20 protein-coding genes are annotated in these 16,580 nt (G+C 66.1%); 13 read left to right on the top strand and 7 right to left on the bottom strand.

Annotated features, from left to right (window positions below; genetic code table 11):
• Nucleotides 1-63: 63 nt before the first annotated feature.
• Together NO366_RS13225 and NO366_RS13220 are read right to left on the bottom strand one after the other, a co-directional pair.
• The gene (locus NO366_RS13225) at nucleotides 64-909 is read right to left on the bottom strand and encodes a TatD family hydrolase (protein ID WP_256531264.1); all 846 of its coding nucleotides are present in this window, start codon (nucleotides 907-909) and stop codon (nucleotides 64-66) included.
• A gap of 112 nt (nucleotides 910-1,021) precedes the next feature.
• Entirely contained in the window at nucleotides 1,022-1,471 is a 450-nt protein-coding gene (locus NO366_RS13220) for an NYN domain-containing protein (RefSeq protein ID WP_256531263.1), read from the bottom strand.
• 157 nt (nucleotides 1,472-1,628) lie between these two features.
• On the opposite strand from NO366_RS13220, the gene gcvT reads away from it, so the two are divergent.
• A complete protein-coding gene (gcvT, locus tag NO366_RS13215; RefSeq protein ID WP_256531262.1) occupies nucleotides 1,629-2,735 on the top strand; it encodes a glycine cleavage system aminomethyltransferase GcvT in 1,107 nt (368 codons plus the stop codon).
• Complete coding sequence (gene gcvH, locus NO366_RS13210; RefSeq protein WP_256531261.1) at nucleotides 2,735-3,118, top strand: glycine cleavage system protein GcvH; 384 nt, start codon at nucleotides 2,735-2,737, stop codon at nucleotides 3,116-3,118. The genes gcvT and gcvH overlap by 1 nt, the downstream gene beginning before the upstream one ends.
• Before the next feature lie 330 nt (nucleotides 3,119-3,448).
• Here gcvH and NO366_RS13205 read toward each other — a convergent pair whose 3' ends face one another.
• A complete protein-coding gene (locus tag NO366_RS13205; protein WP_256531260.1) occupies nucleotides 3,449-4,159 on the bottom strand; it encodes a helix-turn-helix domain-containing protein in 711 nt (236 codons plus the stop codon).
• Between the two features lie 137 nt (nucleotides 4,160-4,296).
• Between NO366_RS13205 and NO366_RS13200 the strand changes: the two genes are divergently transcribed.
• Both NO366_RS13200 and NO366_RS13195 read left to right on the top strand, forming a co-directional pair.
• The gene (locus tag NO366_RS13200) at nucleotides 4,297-4,965 is read left to right on the top strand and encodes a metal-dependent hydrolase (protein ID WP_256531259.1); all 669 of its coding nucleotides are present in this window, start codon (nucleotides 4,297-4,299) and stop codon (nucleotides 4,963-4,965) included.
• A 60-nt stretch (nucleotides 4,966-5,025) separates the two neighbouring features.
• The gene (locus NO366_RS13195) at nucleotides 5,026-5,520 is read left to right on the top strand and encodes a GNAT family N-acetyltransferase (protein WP_256531258.1); all 495 of its coding nucleotides are present in this window, start codon (nucleotides 5,026-5,028) and stop codon (nucleotides 5,518-5,520) included.
• A gap of 54 nt (nucleotides 5,521-5,574) precedes the next feature.
• On the opposite strand, the gene NO366_RS13190 is transcribed toward NO366_RS13195, so the two are convergent.
• Nucleotides 5,575-6,324: a competence/damage-inducible protein A gene (locus NO366_RS13190; protein ID WP_256531257.1), complete on the bottom strand. Its 750-nt coding sequence runs from the start codon at nucleotides 6,322-6,324 to the stop codon at nucleotides 5,575-5,577.
• Between the two features lie 96 nt (nucleotides 6,325-6,420).
• Here NO366_RS13190 and NO366_RS13185 point away from each other — a divergent pair, with 96 nt between their 5' ends.
• From NO366_RS13185 to NO366_RS13155, 7 genes are all read left to right on the top strand, one after another.
• A complete protein-coding gene (locus tag NO366_RS13185) occupies nucleotides 6,421-7,965 on the top strand; it encodes a replication factor C large subunit (RefSeq protein ID WP_256531256.1) in 1,545 nt (514 codons plus the stop codon).
• A 120-nt stretch (nucleotides 7,966-8,085) separates the two neighbouring features.
• Nucleotides 8,086-9,243: a histidinol-phosphate transaminase gene (gene hisC, locus NO366_RS13180; RefSeq protein WP_256531255.1), complete on the top strand. Its 1,158-nt coding sequence runs from the start codon at nucleotides 8,086-8,088 to the stop codon at nucleotides 9,241-9,243.
• Nucleotides 9,240-9,839, top strand: a complete 600-nt coding sequence (locus NO366_RS13175; protein WP_256531254.1) for an adenylate kinase family protein — start codon at nucleotides 9,240-9,242, stop codon at nucleotides 9,837-9,839. Before hisC ends, NO366_RS13175 begins: the two co-directional genes overlap by 4 nt.
• Nucleotides 9,836-10,447: a CDP-alcohol phosphatidyltransferase family protein gene (locus NO366_RS13170; RefSeq protein WP_256531253.1), complete on the top strand. Its 612-nt coding sequence runs from the start codon at nucleotides 9,836-9,838 to the stop codon at nucleotides 10,445-10,447. Before NO366_RS13175 ends, NO366_RS13170 begins: the two co-directional genes overlap by 4 nt.
• 66 nt (nucleotides 10,448-10,513) lie before the next feature.
• Nucleotides 10,514-11,065: a multiprotein bridging factor aMBF1 gene (locus NO366_RS13165; protein WP_256531252.1), complete on the top strand. Its 552-nt coding sequence runs from the start codon at nucleotides 10,514-10,516 to the stop codon at nucleotides 11,063-11,065.
• Between the two features lie 61 nt (nucleotides 11,066-11,126).
• Complete coding sequence (tpiA, locus tag NO366_RS13160; protein ID WP_256531251.1) at nucleotides 11,127-11,771, top strand: triose-phosphate isomerase; 645 nt, start codon at nucleotides 11,127-11,129, stop codon at nucleotides 11,769-11,771.
• 294 nt (nucleotides 11,772-12,065) lie between these two features.
• On the top strand, nucleotides 12,066-12,686 hold the full coding sequence (locus NO366_RS13155) for a toll/interleukin-1 receptor domain-containing protein (RefSeq protein ID WP_256531250.1): 621 nt from the start codon (nucleotides 12,066-12,068) through the stop codon (nucleotides 12,684-12,686).
• A gap of 57 nt (nucleotides 12,687-12,743) precedes the next feature.
• Here the strand turns inward: NO366_RS13155 and NO366_RS13150 are convergent, their stop codons facing one another.
• Nucleotides 12,744-13,406 carry a J domain-containing protein gene (locus NO366_RS13150; RefSeq protein ID WP_256531249.1) on the bottom strand — a complete coding sequence of 221 codons (663 nt, stop codon included), beginning with the start codon at nucleotides 13,404-13,406 and terminating at the stop codon, nucleotides 12,744-12,746.
• A 139-nt stretch (nucleotides 13,407-13,545) separates the two neighbouring features.
• Here NO366_RS13150 and NO366_RS13145 point away from each other — a divergent pair, with 139 nt between their 5' ends.
• Nucleotides 13,546-13,944, top strand: a complete 399-nt coding sequence (locus NO366_RS13145; RefSeq protein WP_256531248.1) for a DUF3054 domain-containing protein — start codon at nucleotides 13,546-13,548, stop codon at nucleotides 13,942-13,944.
• A gap of 424 nt (nucleotides 13,945-14,368) precedes the next feature.
• Nucleotides 14,369-14,599, top strand: coding sequence for a DUF8015 family protein (locus tag NO366_RS13140; RefSeq protein WP_256531247.1), 231 nt, complete (start codon nucleotides 14,369-14,371; stop codon nucleotides 14,597-14,599).
• A gap of 190 nt (nucleotides 14,600-14,789) precedes the next feature.
• On the opposite strand, the gene NO366_RS13135 is transcribed toward NO366_RS13140, so the two are convergent.
• Nucleotides 14,790-15,656 carry an enoyl-CoA hydratase/isomerase family protein gene (locus NO366_RS13135; RefSeq protein ID WP_256531246.1) on the bottom strand — a complete coding sequence of 289 codons (867 nt, stop codon included), beginning with the start codon at nucleotides 15,654-15,656 and terminating at the stop codon, nucleotides 14,790-14,792.
• Nucleotides 15,653-16,552: a 3-hydroxyacyl-CoA dehydrogenase family protein gene (locus NO366_RS13130; protein ID WP_256531245.1), complete on the bottom strand. Its 900-nt coding sequence runs from the start codon at nucleotides 16,550-16,552 to the stop codon at nucleotides 15,653-15,655. The genes NO366_RS13135 and NO366_RS13130 overlap by 4 nt, the downstream gene beginning before the upstream one ends.
• Between the last annotated feature and the right edge of the window lie 28 nt (nucleotides 16,553-16,580).

Raw genomic sequence — 16,580 nt, 5'->3', positions numbered from 1 at the left:
GTCCAAAATCGTCAGTTCCGTGCGTCCAGGACGGTCGTCGAGCGACGGCGACGAGCGGCGTATTCACCGGGTGAGCGTCCCTTCCGTGTCGATCCCGTAGACCGAACGGGGCGTCTCTACGTGCGCGCGTCGGATCGCTTCGTCGTAGCCACGGTCGGCGAGCCAGCGGACGCGACGTGGCACCGTCTTCGGACCGAGCACCGCGCCAGGGCGATCGGGATCGTCGACGAAGTCAGTCTCCATGAGGAACGGCTCACCCCGTTCGGCCGCCCGCTCGAGTCGATCCGTCTCGCTCATGACGCTCGGCGTGACCCCGTCGAGGCGACCGGCCGCGTAGTGCTTGACGACGCGATGCGGATCGTGCCCGACCGCTCGCGCCCACTCGGCGACCTCGGTCAGGTCCTCGGTCGATTCGGTGTGGAGCTGGAGCGCACAATCGTGGTTGCTGGCGAGTTCGAGCGCGTGGCGCAGACAGTCGTTCGACTCGGCCCACACCGCTTCCGACACGTCGTAGTGCGGCCGCCCAGACTTGAGAGCCAGCGCCCGACCATCGCCGACGAACGACGCCGCGCGGTCGAGTCCCGTCCGGATCAGTTCCCCGGCGTCGCCGGGTTCGTGACCGTTCTCGACGAGTCGCGAGACGAGCGACGGGTGAACGCCGAGCACCGGCCACGCGCGACCGGGGAGTTCGGCCGACGCGCGGTCGACGATTTCGATCGTCGCTTCGAACACCGCGTCAAAATCGTCGGCACCGGCCGGGAGCGGTCCGAGGTGCCAGGAGGGTTTGTTCACGACGAGGAGGTGCGTTCCGCCCGAGCGTGCGAAGTCGGTAACGGCGTCGATACCTCTGCCCGCGTCCGGATCGAGGTGCATGTGGTTGTCGAGCACTGGCGACTCCGCGACGGTCATGGTGTGGCGTTCGCGAGCGGCCGCAAAAAGCGTCCGGATCCACACGGACCGATATGGAATCGACGCGTGATCCCCACGTCGCCGGGGGACCAGTTCGAGTGGTGACGCGACGTCAGCCTGCCAGCGTGATCGCGCGGTCGGCCGCGTTACGGAGGGCGTCCGACCGACCGTACTCGCCCGGCGCGACGGCGATCGTCTCCACGCCCGTCTTCCGGGCGCGTTCGAGAACGGGCTTGAAATCCGTATCCCGCGAGACGACGGCGAGGGTATCGACTCGCCCCGTCGCGACCAGCGCGGTCGCGTCGACAGCGAGTTTGACGTCGACGTCGCCGCTCGTCACGACCACTTCGAACCCACGAGCTTCCGCGGCCTGAACGAGGCCCGGAGGGGCGTGTTCGTTCAGGTAGAGGCGAGAGACGACCACGGGCCCCTCCGAGCGGCCGACGGCCATGACGTCGTCCAGATCGACGTCGAACTCGTCGCGGAGGACGTTCGGTCCGTCGACGACGAGTGCGACGCCCGACGTCGGCGCCCGAAATCGTTCTAGCAACTGCTCGAACATGGTCCGCACTTGGCGGCCCGGACGAAAAGGGTGCCGTCACGCGACGCCGGTCACCACGATCGAGGCCCCGTGGTGACCGACGGTGCGGATGCCGGTACGTTCGTCCGGGAGCCGGCCGACGAAAAGACCTTACTACGCACGTCGCAATCGTCCGCGTATGTCGCTCAACGCGCCGCCGTTGCGGGACGTCCACGAGGAACGCGGGGCCAATTTCACCGAGTTCGGCGGGTGGGAGATGCCGGTCGAATTCGACTCCATCCGAGCGGAACACGAGGCCGTTCGCGAGGACGTCGGCATCTTCGACGTCTCGCACATGGGCCAGCTCGAGATCTCCGGTCCCGACGGCTGCGAGTTGCTCGACGGACTCACGTCGAACGACGTCGCACGCCTCGACCCGGGCGACTCACAGTACAGCACGATCACGGCCGAGGACGGCACGATTATCGACGATACGGTCGTCTATCGACTCCCCGACCGCGACGGCGACCGGGTGTACCTGTTCGTTCCGAACGCGGGGTCCGACGAGGCGACGGCCGACCGGTTCCGCACCCACCGCGACGAGTGGGACCTGGATGCGACCGTGTCGAACGAGACGAACGAGTACGGAATGGTGGCCGTACAGGGCCCCGAGGCACCCGATGCGGTCGCCGAGGCGGCCGACGACGCCAGAACGATCGATACCCTGAACCGATTCGAGGCGACCGCCGTCCCGTTCGATGGCGTCGAGTGCTGGACCGCCCGCACCGGGTACACTGGCGAGGACGGGTTCGAACTCATCTTCCCTGCCGAGGAGTCGGAGACGATCTGGGGGTCGTTCGCCGACACGTGCCAGCCCTGCGGACTGGGTGCCAGGGACACGTTACGCCTCGAAGCGGGGCTCTTGCTGTCCGGGCAGGACTTCCATCCCGAAGAGAACCCGCGAACCCCCTACGAAGCGGGTATCGGGTTCACCGTCTCGCTCGACACCGACTTCGTCGGCCGCGACGCGCTCGCCGAGCAGCACGAGACCGGTGTCACCGAGAAAATCGTCGGTTTCGCCCTCGAAGAGCGCGGCATCGCACGGCACGGTCACGAGGTAGTGGCGGACGACGAAACGATCGGTACGGTCACCAGCGGGACCATGAGTCCGACGCTCGATCGCGCCATCGGTCTCGCGTACGTCCCCGTCGAGTACGCAGACCCGGGGACCGAGATTTCGGTCCGGGTCCGTGGCCGAACGAAAAAGGCAAAGGTTGAACCCATCCCATTCATCGATACGGTATAATGAGCTTCGAGATCCCAGCGGACCGGCGCTACCGAGAATCGCACGAGTGGGCGAGCGAATCCGACGGACAGGTCACGATCGGCATCTCCGACTTCGCCCAGGACGAACTCGGCGACGTCGTCTTCGTCGAACTACCCGAGGTCGGTGACGCGATCGAACAGGACGAGAACTTCGGCGTGATCGAATCCATCAAGGCTGTCTCCGACCTCTACGCCCCCGTCGGCGGCGAGGTCACTGCCATCAACGAGGACCTGTTCGACGCTCCCGAACTCGTCAACGACGATCCCTACGGCGAGGGGTGGATGCTCGAACTGGCGCTCGACGACGACGCGGAACTCGACGACCTTCTCGACGCCGAGACGTACGAAGCGCAGGTCGCCTGATCGAAACTCGTCTCACCCGATCGGACGCGAACGGTCACCCGATCGACATCCACATCACATGATCGGACGCGAACGGTCACCCGATCGATATCCACCTCACCTGATCGACATCCACCTCACCCGACCGACCCTCCTCACCCGATCAGACTGATCGCCAGATCGGCATCCACATCTCCTCCACAGTCCACATCCCGTCCACAGGAGTCACGGCACGCGGTCGGTCCGACCGGGTACGTCGCCCGCCGACGGAAGGGCCGAAGACACGGATCGACCCCGTCGGACACGTCGTCGAGACGTGTGGAGGGTATTCGGCCGCTCGGTTTCGTGCGATCACTCCATCGCGGCGAGCGTCTCGAGCATCGATTCGAGCGGCGCGGTAGAGACGGCGAGCGAGTAGCCGTCGATTCGCGCGAGGTCCGCCGCGTGGTCCCAGAGTTCGGATTCGTCGATCCCGTGGAGGACGACAGCGTTCGGCGTCTGGGTGACGACCCGGAGGGCGACCAGCGGGGACTCCCCGCGGGTCACGCCGGTGAAGACGAGCGCCCGGTTGGTCGATTGGCCGTACAGGCGGACGAACTCGTCGCTAGAGAGGCGGGTGATGGCCTCGATGCTGTCGATGACGGTGTGCCCGCTGATCCGATCGGAACTCCCGGACGATACCTCGGTCGCGTCGACGGCGTCGTGCAATTCCCCGAGCGAGCGGGTCGTCGCGTACTCTCGCAGGTCGTAGACGACGTCGCTCTCGAACCCCGCCGAGAGAACGTTCCCGTACTGTCTGATCCGCTCGCCACCGCGGTGCTCGTCGATGGCGAGCAAGCCGGACACGATGCGCCCGACCACGCCGATCCCGGGGTTCTCTCGGCGGCCGCTCTCGTAATCGGAGACGACGGACGCCGACACGTCGAGTTCGTCGGCGAGAGCCGTCTGCGAGATGCCGAAGTCCGTCCGCCACTTGCGAATCGTCGCCCCGGGATCGCTCGACAGGACGACCTCTCCGGCCATCTTCTCGGCGAGGGCACCCTTGATCCCGTCGTCGCTCATGCCCGCCCATTCGACGGGACTGGCAAGTACGTATCGAACCGGGACGTCGACGCGCGAAGCGTGACGAGGCAGAGATCGTTCGTGTCCCGTGACTGTCACGGAGAAACGTACAAGGGTGACGACGCGAAGGACCCACTATGCCATCGACCGTCGTCCACGTCGGACTGGCTGGCCTTCTGGGCATCGCCCTGCTCGGCGACCGGTTCGACACGAAGGCGATCCTGGTCGTGCTGGCGGCGACGGCCGCACTCGATCTGGACACGTTGATCGGCATGGTGTGGGACGGAACCCACCGGGCAGCACTGCACAACATCTTCGTGGTCCTCGTCCCCGGCGCGGCGCTCTACTGGGACACCCGACTTCGATCGGAGTCGATCGTCCGGACTCGACTGGGGCCGGGCGGACCGCGTACCCTCTGGGCCACGCTCGGGTGTCTGCTCTTCGCTCACGTCCTGCTGGACGCGTTCTTCAACGGCGTCAACCTCCTCTGGCCGCTCCACGACCAGTTCTACGACCTCTCGGGGAAACTCTACCTCTCGAACCACGACGGGTTCGTCCAGACGTTCGTCGAGTTCTCGACGAGCGAGGAAGGCACGCGAACCGTCTCGGAGTCGACGACGGTCGGCACGACCGAGGACACACACTATCGGACCGGTTTCGATCCGGGTCCCCAGCCCGAACCCGAGCCTGAACGAATCTTCCCGATCGCGTACAACGGAGAGCGGTTCGTCGTCGCACTGGCCGGCTACCTCGCCGTCGGCGTTCGCATCTTCGAGGACGTCCGGACTGGTGACACCGAGCGCTGATCGGCAGCCAGTCTCACGGATACCGATACGACGAAGGGACTCGCCGGGTAACGTCCGTCGATGACCGTCGACGTTCGACCGTACGATCCGGAGACCGACCGCGAGGCGCTGTGGGAGTTCAAGCGAGCGTTCGAACTGGAACTCGGGAGCGAGACCGGGAGTGCAGACAAGCAGGCCGCCTACGAGGGAAAGGTGACCGACGAGTACCGAACGCGCTACCTCGAGTGGGTCGATCGCTGTCTCGCCGACGAGCCACGCGCGGTGACCATGGCGTTCGCCGACGGCACTCCCGTCGGCTACGTCTTCGTCCTCCCCGAGACACTCTCGCTGATCTGGGACGCGGCCGTCCTCAACGAGCTCTACGTCGATCCCGAGTACCGCGGTACGGACGTCGCCGACGCGCTGATGGATGCCGCCGTCGATGTGGCTAGCGAACAGGACCTCCCGCTCGATCGGCTGGTTCTCGACGTCGACGCCGACAACGAGCGCGCATACGGGTTCTACGAGCGCCACGGCTTCGACGGCTGGGGCGAGATGGTCGCCCGGGATCTCTGAGGGCGGGAACGATGTGGACGACTGGGATTCGGTTATCATCGCCGAAACGGGCGACTATCGTGCTTCGTCCGGCGGATCGACAGTCTCCAGCCGGTCTTCGAGCCAGGCCATCGCCTCGTCGACCGTCTCGGGGTCGGTTCCGGCGACCTTGACCCGGCCCGGATCGGCTCCCGGCCGCGGGTGACTCGCGACGGTCACGTCGAATCGATCGTCGGCGTCCGCGAGCAGGCCCGTAAGCGCGCCCTCGGGGACGGGCGTGTAGACCGTTCGGCTGACGGCGTCGCCGCCGAAGTCGTCGGCCACGCGGTCGAACGCCGCGCGCATCTCCTCAGGAATCCCGGCGAACACGTAGATTGACGCCACCACGCAGCCCGGCGCCCAGCCCGCGTCCGTCACCAACGGGCGCGCTCCGTCCGGAAGACGGGCACTGGACGCCGGGTCCAGTTCGAGGTCGTGCTCCTCGAAGAGCTCGGGCCGATCGGTCCGGAGTTGGTCGATCTTCTCGACCAGCCGCTCGCGGGCCCGCTCGTTCACGACGAACTCGCGATCCAGCGCGTCCGCGACGGCGACCATCGTCACGTCGTCGGGAGTGTCGCCCAGCCCACCGGTGACGACCACGGCGTCGTACCGCCCATGAAAGTCCGCAACCGCGTCTGCGATGACGCGTCGATCGTCCGGAACGGTGCAGATTCGGCGAACCGAAGCGCCGCGTCCCGTAATCTCGGCGGCGAGCCACGAGGCGTTGGTGTTCGTCGTCTCGCCAGCGAGCAGTTCGTCGCCGACGGTCAGGATCGCGACCTCCATACCGGGTAGTGTGTGACGACGGAGTTAGGCGCATCGCCGACGCCGGTCGCGGGCGTCTCCGGAACCACTAAACGCGGCTCATCCCAACTACACACGATGACCGACTGGACCGAGAAGTACCGACCCGACACGCTGTCGGCGGTGCGCGGAAACGACACGGCCCGGGACGAACTCCGCGAGTGGGCCGAGAGCTGGGACGACCACCGGAAAGCGGTGATCGTCCACGGCAGTCCAGGCGTCGGCAAGACCTCCGCCGCTCACGCGCTCGCGAACGACATGGACTGGCCGGTGATGGAACTCAACGCGAGCGACCACCGAGGGAAAGACATCATCGAGCGCGTGGCGGGCGAGGCCTCGAAGTCGGGAACGCTGACGGGCGGGACCAGCGGTCGCCGGCTATTGATCCTGGACGAGGCCGACAACTTCCACGGCAACGCCGATTACGGGGGATCGCGTGCCGTCACGGACGTCGTCAAGTCGGCGAACCAGCCGATGGTGCTGGTGGCAAACGAGTTCTACGACATGGGTAACGCGCTTCGCAACGCCTGCGAGACCATCGAGTTTCGAGACGTCTCCACCCGGTCGATCGTGCCCGTCCTGCGCGACATCTGCCGGAAGGAGGGGATCGAGTTCGAGGAGGACGCCCTCCGCGCGATCGCAGAGAACACGAGCGGCGACCTCCGATCGGCCGTCAACGATCTCCAGGCGGTCGCCGAGGAGAGTGACCGGCTCACCGAAGACGACGTCGTCACCGGCCAGCGCGACCGGACCGAGGGGATCTTCGACTTCCTCGACGATCTCATCAAGGAGACGGACGCCGAAGGGGCCCTGAAAGCATCCTACGACGTCGACGAGACGCCGGACGACCTGATCAACTGGATCGAGGACAACGTGCCGAAGGACTACGCGGGGACCGAACTCGCAGACGCCTACGGGTACCTCTCGAACGCGGACCGGTGGCTGGGTCGTGTCCGCGCGACGCAGAACTACAGCTACTGGCGCTACGCGACGGACAACATGACCGCCGGGGTCGCCGCCTCCCGGCGCGAGCCGAAGGGCGGCTGGACGCGCTACGGGCCGCCGAGTTACTGGTCGAAACTCGGACGGACTCGCAGCAGCCGGGACACGCGCGACGCGATCGCCGGCCGCATCGCCGAGCGCGAGGGAGTCAGCATCGCGACCGCCCGCAACGACGTCCTGCCCTACCTCGCCGAAATGACGCATCACTGTCGGAATCGAGAGCTCACCGTCGAGATGGCGGCGGCCTACGAACTCGACGAGGCCGACGTCTCGTTCGTCACAGGAAGTGGGAAAGACACCAACAAGGTCGGTTCCATCGTCGAGGACGCCGAGAACCGCCGCGAGGAAGCGGCGGTCGAACACTCCGGCGACGCCTTCCTAGACGCCGTCAGGTCCGACGACGAGACGATCGACGATTCCCAGGACGACGATCGGTCGGAGCCGTCGAATCAACGAACACTGGTGGGATCGAACGGGTCGGGCGACGACGTCGATTCGGCGGATTCCCCCGAGGGCGTGGACGACGCATCCGGAGACCCCGACGGATCCAGCGGCGACGGGGCGTCCGGCGACGACGAATCGGGGGACGACGGACAGTCCGGGCTCGGTGACTTCGTCTAGAGCGGGCCCAGGCCCTGTCGTCGTCTAGACCCGTCCCCGGCCTTGTCGCCCCCACAGACGAATACTTGCGGACTCCCGGATTGCGGACACCTTAAGAGTCGTCGGTGAGCACTATCGTCCATGCAGCCACGAGACCTCTCGGCCCACGCGACCTACGAGGCGGGCCGGGGTATCGAGGAGGTGGCGCGCGAACTCGGTCGCGACCCGGCATCGTTCGTCACGCTCTCCTCGAACGAGAACCCGCACGGCCCCGCCCCGGCCGCCGTCGAAGCCCTGCGCGAGGCCGCGGAGACGGCCAGCGACTACCCGAAGGCCGCCCACGCGGACCTGACCGACGCGCTCGCCGATCGGTGGGACGTCTCGTCCGGCCAGATCTGGCTCGGCAACGGGGGCGACGGCGCGATCGACTACCTCTCGCGAGCGATGCTCGATCCAGGTGACGCCGTCCTCGTCCCGAAACCCGGATTCGCGTACTACGCCATGAGCACCAGGTTCCACCACGGAACGCTCGACGCGTACGTGCTCTCGAAGGACCGAGACTTCGCGCAGGATCCTGATTCCATCCTCGGTACATACGACGGCGAACGGATCGTCTACCTGACCAGTCCGCACAACCCGTCGGGAACGACGATGTCCCTCGACGCGATCGAGCGTCTGGCCGACGGGACGAGCGACCGGACGCTCGTCGTCGTCGACGAGGCCTACGGCGAGTTCGCGGAGACGGACAGCGCCGTCGCGCTGATCGAGGGGCGCAAGGGATTCGACGCGCGTGAGGACGTCGCCGTGATTCGAACGTTCTCGAAAGCCTACGGCCTCGCCGGGGTTCGCCTGGGATACGCCGTGGTGCCCGACGCGTGGGCCGACGCCTACGCCCGGGTGAACACCCCATTCGCCGCGAGCGAACTCGCCTGCCGGGCCGGGCTGGCCGCCCTCGAGGACGCAGAACACGTCGAGATGACCGTGGAATCTGTCCGCTGGGCCCGCGAGCACCTCGCCACCCGCGTCGAGGCACCCGCCTGGCCGAGCGAGGGGAACTTCGTCCTCTTCGACGTCGGGGACGGGGCCGGTGTCGCGTCGGACCTGCAAGAACGCGGCGTCATCGTCCGGGACTGTACGAGTTTCGGGCTCCCCGGTTGCATCCGGGTCACCTGCGGGACGGAGTCGGAGACGAAGCGAGCCGCGGAGGCGATCAACGCCGTACTCGATGCTCGCGATCCGACTCCCGATCGAGGCGACGCCGGAGGAGCCGCCACCGACCGGGAGGTGAACGAGTCGTGAGGATCGCCGTCACCGGCACGCCGGGGACCGGAAAGACGTCGGCGACGGAACTCCTTCCCGACCGGTTCGGCGACCGAGGAGTTGATCTCGGGTCGGTGGCGACCGACGGCGAAATCCGCGCCGAACTGTCGAGCGGCCGGAACCGCCTCAGCACGGACGGCGTCTGTCACCTGAACGACCTCCTCGAATCGGAGTCGCTGTACACCGACGTCGACGAGGACAGAGACAGCGTGATCGCCGACCTCGACGCGCTCGAAGCGGCGGTCGACGACCGCGCGCCGCTGGTCGTCGAGTCACACCTCTCCCACCACCTCCAGGCAGACCGCGTCGTCGTCCTGCGGTGTGAGCCAACCGAGCTCGAACGACGACTTCGCGATCGGGGCGAATCGGCCGCGAAGGCCCGGGAGAACGCCGAGAGCGAGGCGCTCGACGTCATCCTCGCCGAGGCGGTCGAGATCCACGGTCGCGACGCGGTCTACGAGATCGACACGACCGACATCGATCCGGTGTCCGTCGCCGATCGCATCGCCGATGTCGTGGTTGGAAAGCGCGATCCCAGCGCCGGGACGGTCGACTTCGTGGGGTACCTGGGATGACGCTCGACTCACTCCGTCCGTACATCTCGGGGGCGCTCCGACCGTTCGTGAACGGGTTCGACCGTGCGGGGATGACGCCCAACGGGGTGAGCGTCGTCGCGTTCGCGATGGCCTTGGCCGCCGCGGGGGCGTTCTATCTCGGGGGCGTGGCCGAGCAGTGGTGGTACGCCGTCGCCGCACTGGCCGTCCTGGCGAACGGCTGGCTCGACGTCGTGGACGGGGCCCTCGCCCGAAAACAGGCCGTCGCTTCGCAGGCCGGCGACCTGCTCGACCACGTCCTCGATCGGTACGCGGATGTCGTGATCATCGCCGGACTCGCCGCGGGTATCGACGCTTACCCGCTCGGGTTCGCCGCCGTGAGCGGCGTCCTCCTGACCTCGTACCTCGGAACGCAGGCTCAGGCAGTCGGTCTAGACCGCGTCTACGGCGGTCTCGTCGGTCGCGCGGATCGACTCGCCCTCATCGGCCTGGTGGGACTGCTCGTCGTCCCACTCTCGGGCACGTACGGCGGACACGGACTCGTCTGGTGGCTCCTCGCCTTCCTCGCCGCCGTCGGTCACCTGACCGCTCTGCAGCGGTTTTACTACGCGTGGACGGCCCTCGAGTAGGCGCCGTCCGCTGGGTCGACCACCGGGGGCGCATCCTTTATCACTCGCCACGACATATCCTGGCGCATGGTTCAGTGTGAGATGTGTGGCGCCGAGACGCAGGCCCCGAAGACCATCAAGGTCGAGGGGGCGAAGCTGGACGTCTGCTCGAACTGTACCGACTTCGGGACGGAGGTGCAGACGCCGAGTTCGACCTCGAGTACGTCGACGAAGTACTCGACCGGGAGTTCGGGATCCGACGGGACCAGCGGGTCGTCGTCCGGCACGTCGGGAGCCGGCGGAGCCTCCGGCGGTCGCGGCGGTGGTGGCCGCAGTTCGGACATGTTCGACGAGATGGACGAACTGGCGCCGGATTACGACGACACCATCCGACAGGCACGCGAGGAGGCGGGCCTGAGTCAGTCCGACCTCGCGAACGAACTCAACGAGAAGGCGAGCCTGATCCGAAAACTCGAGCGCGGTGAGACGCTCCCGAGCGACGACGTCCAGTCGAAACTCGAACGCTTCCTCGACGTCTCGCTCACCGCAAGCAGCGGGAGCGACGAGGACGCCGAGTGGAGCGGCGGATCGAGCACCGGCAGCTACACGCTCGGCGACGTCGTCAAACGCAAGGACTGACCGCTTCGCGCCGTCCCACCGACTCGCAAGGCTTTTCCTGCCGCCCGGAAGCCGTTCGGGTATGTTCGTCCTCGTCAACACCAAGACGTATCCGTGCGATCAGGTCGCGGTCGCCGAGGCGGCTGCAGCTGTGGAGCCGACGACAGACGCCCGACTGGCCGTCGCCCCGCAACCGACGGCGATCGACGCGGTCGCCGACACGGGCGTCGAAACCTGGGCACAGCACGTGGATCCGATCGAACCGGGGAGCAACACGGGATCGATACTCGCCGAATCGGTCGCTGACGCGGGCGCTACCGGGACACTCCTCAACCACTCGGAGCACAGGATCCGCCTCGATCAGCTGGACGAGGGTCTGTCGGCGAGCGACCGGGCCGATCTCGAGACGATCGTCTGCGCGAACACGCCCGAGCAGGCGGCCGCCGCCGCGGCACTCGGACCCGACGCGGTCGCGATCGAGCCGCCCGCACTCATCGGGACCGGCACGCCAGTCAGCCAGGCGGACCCGGAGATCGTCGAGTCCGCCGTGACTGCCGTCGACGGCGTCGACGAGTCGGTCGCCGTCCTCTGCGGGGCAGGCATCTCGACCGGCCAGGACGTGGTGGCCGCCCGCGAGCTCGGTGCCGAAGGCGTCCTGCTCGCCAGCGGCGTCGCGAAGGCCGACGACCCGGCAGCCGCCCTCGAATCGCTGGTCGACCCACTTTGAACGGACTGTGGTATTCACGTCACTCTGACTGGTCGGTGATATTGTACTCACTCCGACGGGTCGGTAGTATTGTACCCACTCTGACTGGTCGGTGATATTGTACTCACTCCGACGGGTCGGTGATGGTCACGTCACTCCGACGGGTCGGCGAGGTACGGTCGATCGTCCGATATCGTTCGACCCAGTCTCCTTTGGAATCTAAAAACCCACCGGGGTTCAGTCAGGACCATCACCTCCCTGCGAGGGATGTAGGTACATTAATAATGGTGTACACCCGTGGTAGACTAACCGAAAATGTCCGGGGAACAGGTCTTCGTCTCGCACGATCCGGCGGACCTCGCGATCGTCCAGGAGATCTTCGCGACGGTGAAAAATTTCCCGTTTGGCGTCCACCTCGCCCTGGAAGCCGTCGAGTCCGGACGGAGCCGTGACCGACTGGAAGGACGACTCGCCAACAGCGACGTCGTCGTCGCGGTGTTGACGGAATCGTCGGCCGACAGCAAGTGGATCAACCAGGAGATCGGCTACGCGATCGCGAAGGGGATTCCGGTCCTGCCGCTGTACGAGCGTGCAGATCTCGGCGGCGGATTCGTAGACGGTGTCGAGGGCGTCACGCTGAATCGTGAGAATCTGACGGTGACGGTGTTCAACCTCCTCAGTCGGCTGCGAGCCGAGCTCGCCCCCCTCGGGGCGCTTTCGGTGCCGAACTGGTACATCCGGTTTCCGTGTACGCTGGCCGACTGCGGTCACCCGGTCACGCTGGAACTCGAAGAGGGACAGACGAAACTCTGGAAACTGCACAAACACGGTCAGTTGCTCGAGACGGCCTGCGACGTCTGCGATACCGCCTACTTCTTCGATCCGGCGACGATCGGATTCGTCAGACGCGACGCGTCCACACCGGAGACGGCGTAACCGACGCGGTTCCCGATCCACCCCCACGGAAATGGATGTCGAATGGCAGCGGTCGGCTCACTGAGACGATCGCAACCGGTCGTAGGCCTCCGTGACGAGTCGAAACGCCTCCCTGGTGCCGGTCGGGCGATCTGGGTGAGCGTTCTTGATCTGAGTCTGAAACGCGGATCGAATAGCGGCGGTGGATGCGCCTTCGTCGACGCCGAGAATGTCTCTCGCGTCGGTCCGTCGCATCGAGACGTCGACGACGATCCCCGTCTCCACGGCCGTCTCCTTGCAGGTCTCACACAGTTTCTCCGCCCGATCGTCCACGAGCGTCACGCGATAGCGTTCCTCGTCGACCCACTCGTGACAGTGGGTACACAGCGACTTTCGACGTGCGATCTCCGTCGTCTCGGTATCGGCGACCCCCGACGACGGGGTCCTCGATCGACCTGGTCGGTCCTCCCTGCAGGACCCACAGAGGGAGACCACGGCGCCGTCGGTGAGAACGACGTCCTCCAGATCCGACTCCGCGACGGTCGTTCGACAGCCGTCACAGGTTCCTTTCGTCGTATCCAGTTCTGCGGCCCGTTTCGCGGCTGCACGGGCGTGTGGAGTACAGCGTGGACAGCACGCGACGAGCGTCCCGTCCGGCATCGAGACGGTCGTGAGGTCGGCCACCGCGACGGACCGGTCACAGCCGTCACAGCCTCGCTGCGTCTCGTCGGCGACACCCATCTGTCTCGACATATGTGGTCGTGATATATTAGTTCTGCTCTCCGTGGACCCGGACACCTCCTGCGAAATCGAGACACGGATAGTCCCTGGGCACCGACGCACGACCGTGCTCGAGCGATTACCTACTCGATTTGAGTCGGTGGCGAACGGAGAGATCAGGGCACTCGCCGTCGATAGCTTCGTCATCGGTGGTCTCGCGCTGCTCGGACTGCTGAGACACCGGGGCGACCCGATCGAAGATCCGGGGTACGCCCTGGCGACAATCGCCCCGTTCGTACTCGGCTGGATCGGGTGTGCGACGCTCTCGAACCTGTACCGCGATCGACGGCGGATCGGACTCACAACGCACCTCCGGTCGGTCCTGATCTGCTGGCTCGCCGCGACGAACGTCGCCTTTCTGATCCGCGGGTCGCCGGTCGCCCCTGGGAACGTGCCGTGGTCGTTCATGGCCGTGATGGTGGGCCTGGGTTCCGTCGCTGTTCTCGGGTCGCGCCTCACGTTCGAATGGGTCGTTCGATCCCGTGAGGAACGGCTGTAGTCGCTCTGGGCGTCCGTTCGAACCGATCGACGACCGACCTCACTGGATCGATGTGGTTGCAGGGTTCGAGAGAGAGAGAGAGAGAGAGAGAGATCAGCTCCGCTAACGCCTGCGAGCGTCGGGTACGAGCGCCGCGTCACAGTCGGTCTATCACGAACACCTCGCCACTACCATTCTCGATTCGGTCCCCTCACTGTCCGCAACGTTCCGTTCTCCTCCGCGGTCCGTTCTGGCTGAACCAGCTCGCGCTACAGGGTCGTCTCGTCTCGACGGCGATTGGCGTCGCCGCATCCCACGTCCAGGGGGGAAATTCACTGCATAACTTATGCTATGGATCCACCCACTATCGTCGTGGTAAGCCGATCAAGTACAGTTAGAATATGGAAAATCTTTATATAGCGCTTTGACGTAGTACGTAACAACTATGGCTCGATACTACGATCTGGTTCTGGCCCTCATTCCGGTATCGCTGCTCGGAATCGCCGCCGTGTTGACCGTCGCCGGGTTGCCGACGATCACGGCGATTCCGGGTGGCGCACTCGTGGCGACCGGCCTGATCGGCCACGCCCTGTTCATCAATGGCCCGCAGGACGACGTCGCCACCCATCGAGCGACCGCCGGAACGAGTCAGCCGACCGCCGTCAACGCAGACTGAAGAAGCACCGTCGACGTCGATCGACGAACCCCGCCACCGACATCGCGTTCACCGATTGCCGGTTCAGATCTGACGTTCTCGCCGGATTTCGATTTGAGAGAACGCCACCCGCATACGCTACTCACCCGAGTGCTCGCGTTGCAATCGAACGACGGTCCGTCCGATCGACGGACCCGGGTACGGGTCGTCGCTACCGACCGCGCCACTCCGGTTCGCGGTCCTCGAAGAACGCGTCGATGCCCTCGTTCTTGTCGTCGGTGGCGAACAGCTGGACGAACAGTTCCGATTCGTAGTCGATCCCGCTGTCGAGCGGGAGCCGGGCGCTCGCCTGAATCGCGTCTTTGGCGTATTCGAGCGCGAGCGGACTGTTGGCAGCCATCGACGCCGCGAGATCGTACACCGCATCGTCGAGTTCGTCCGGCGCACAGACGTCCTCGACGAGCCCGATCTCGTGGGCCTCTTCGGCGTCGATCACGTCGCCCGAGAGGATCAGGCGTTTCGCCTGCCCGGGTCCGACGAGACGCGGGAGTCGCTGCGTTCGGCCCCCGCCGGGGATGAGGCCGAGCGTGATCTCCGGCTGGCCGAGTTTGGCCCGTTCGTCTGCGATGCGGACGTCGCAGGCGGTCGCGAGTTCGCACCCGCCGCCGAGTGCGTGGCCGTTCACCCGGGCGATCACCGGCACGTCGAGCTCGTCGACGACCTCGTAGACGCGCGGTCGCTCGCTCTTCTCGCGCTGCTCTACCAGCCCGCGCTCGCGGAGTTCACTCACGTCGGCGCCTGCGACGAACGCGTTCGCCTCGTCCGAGCCCGTGAGGACGACGACGCGGGTGCTGTCGTCCGCTTCGAGCGCTGGCAGTGCGGCCTTCAGTTCCGCTCTGACGGTTCCGTTGAGCGCGTTTCTCGCGTCGGGTCGGTCGATCGTTACCGTCGCGACGTTCTCGGCACGCTGGCCGATCTCGACCTGTACCGTCTCGAACGACGTTTCGGTCACGTCGCCGGTGACCGCACCGTCGGGTGACTCAGACGAGGCGTCGTCCGCCGATGCGTCGTCGCTCATCGGTCACCCTCCGGGGAGCTCATCGCGCCGTCGCTCACCCCGACGATCTCGCCGTCCTCCCAGACGTAGAACCCTTCGCCGGTCTTTCGACCGAGGTTGCCAGCGCGGACTTTCTGTCTGAGCAGTTGCGGCGGTTTGAACCGCTCGCCGAGTTCCTCCCGGAGGTGTTCGAGGATGTCGAGGCGGACGTCGAGACCGACCACGTCCGTGAGTTCGATCGGGCCCATCGGGTGGTTGTACCCGAGCGTCATCGCCCGATCGACGTCGCGGGGCGATGCGACGCCGGTCTCGACCATCCGAATGGCCTCGACGCCGAGCGTGACCCCGAGACGTGACGATGCGAATCCTGGGGAATCGCGGACCGTGATCGGTGACTTCCCGATTCCGTCGACGAACGCCTCGGCCGTCTCGACGGTCTCGTCGCTCGTCCGTTCGGGAACCACGACCTCGACGAGCGACATCAGGTGGACGGGGTTGAAAAAGTGCAGCCCGATCGCCCGTTCCGGTCGCTCCAGCGCGCTCGCGATCTCGGTCACCGAGAGCGCGGAGGTGTTCGACGCGATGATCGTCTCCTCATCCGCCGATTCCTCGACAGACGTGAACGTCTCCTGTTTGAGATCCATGTCCTCGGGGACGGCCTCGATCACCAGATCGGACTCCGAGACGGCAGTCTCCAGGTCAGTCGTCCCCGACAGTCGATCGAGCGTGGCCGCCTTCTCGTCCGGCGTCACCTTCTCACGTTCGACACCCTCCGCGAGCGTCGACTCGATCCCGTCGAGTCCGTCTTCGACGAATTCAGACTCGATGTCTCTGACCACGACGTCGTGGCCGGCCTGTGCGGCGACCTGGGCGATACCCTGTCCCATCGTTCCCGCTCCGAGTACGCCTACGCGCATACGGTGACTGTCACCGCCGGCGGATTAA

Source organism: Halovivax cerinus (assembly GCF_024498195.1).
Lineage (GTDB): Archaea > Halobacteriota > Halobacteria > Halobacteriales > Natrialbaceae > Halovivax > Halovivax cerinus.
The sequence above is the reverse complement of the archived record's forward strand: the minus strand, read 5'-3'. Positions and strand labels throughout refer to the sequence as shown.

Excerpts from the sequence above, each read along its gene's own strand:
- NO366_RS13225 (WP_256531264.1), bottom strand. The coding sequence starts at position 909 with ATGACCGTCGCGGAGTCGCCAGTGCTCGACAACCACATGCACCTCGAT.
- NO366_RS13220 (WP_256531263.1), bottom strand. The coding sequence starts at position 1,471 with ATGTTCGAGCAGTTGCTAGAACGATTTCGGGCGCCGACGTCGGGCGTC.
- gcvT (WP_256531262.1), top strand. The coding sequence starts at position 1,629 with ATGTCGCTCAACGCGCCGCCGTTGCGGGACGTCCACGAGGAACGCGGG.
- gcvH (WP_256531261.1), top strand. The coding sequence starts at position 2,735 with ATGAGCTTCGAGATCCCAGCGGACCGGCGCTACCGAGAATCGCACGAG.
- NO366_RS13205 (WP_256531260.1), bottom strand. The coding sequence starts at position 4,159 with ATGAGCGACGACGGGATCAAGGGTGCCCTCGCCGAGAAGATGGCCGGA.
- NO366_RS13200 (WP_256531259.1), top strand. The coding sequence starts at position 4,297 with ATGCCATCGACCGTCGTCCACGTCGGACTGGCTGGCCTTCTGGGCATC.
- NO366_RS13195 (WP_256531258.1), top strand. The coding sequence starts at position 5,026 with ATGACCGTCGACGTTCGACCGTACGATCCGGAGACCGACCGCGAGGCG.
- NO366_RS13190 (WP_256531257.1), bottom strand. The coding sequence starts at position 6,324 with ATGGAGGTCGCGATCCTGACCGTCGGCGACGAACTGCTCGCTGGCGAG.
- NO366_RS13185 (WP_256531256.1), top strand. The coding sequence starts at position 6,421 with ATGACCGACTGGACCGAGAAGTACCGACCCGACACGCTGTCGGCGGTG.
- hisC (WP_256531255.1), top strand. The coding sequence starts at position 8,086 with ATGCAGCCACGAGACCTCTCGGCCCACGCGACCTACGAGGCGGGCCGG.
- NO366_RS13170 (WP_256531253.1), top strand. The coding sequence starts at position 9,836 with ATGACGCTCGACTCACTCCGTCCGTACATCTCGGGGGCGCTCCGACCG.
- NO366_RS13165 (WP_256531252.1), top strand. The coding sequence starts at position 10,514 with ATGGTTCAGTGTGAGATGTGTGGCGCCGAGACGCAGGCCCCGAAGACC.
- tpiA (WP_256531251.1), top strand. The coding sequence starts at position 11,127 with ATGTTCGTCCTCGTCAACACCAAGACGTATCCGTGCGATCAGGTCGCG.
- NO366_RS13155 (WP_256531250.1), top strand. The coding sequence starts at position 12,066 with ATGTCCGGGGAACAGGTCTTCGTCTCGCACGATCCGGCGGACCTCGCG.
- NO366_RS13150 (WP_256531249.1), bottom strand. The coding sequence starts at position 13,406 with ATGGGTGTCGCCGACGAGACGCAGCGAGGCTGTGACGGCTGTGACCGG.
- NO366_RS13140 (WP_256531247.1), top strand. The coding sequence starts at position 14,369 with ATGGCTCGATACTACGATCTGGTTCTGGCCCTCATTCCGGTATCGCTG.
- NO366_RS13135 (WP_256531246.1), bottom strand. The coding sequence starts at position 15,656 with ATGAGCGACGACGCATCGGCGGACGACGCCTCGTCTGAGTCACCCGAC.
- NO366_RS13130 (WP_256531245.1), bottom strand. The coding sequence starts at position 16,552 with ATGCGCGTAGGCGTACTCGGAGCGGGAACGATGGGACAGGGTATCGCC.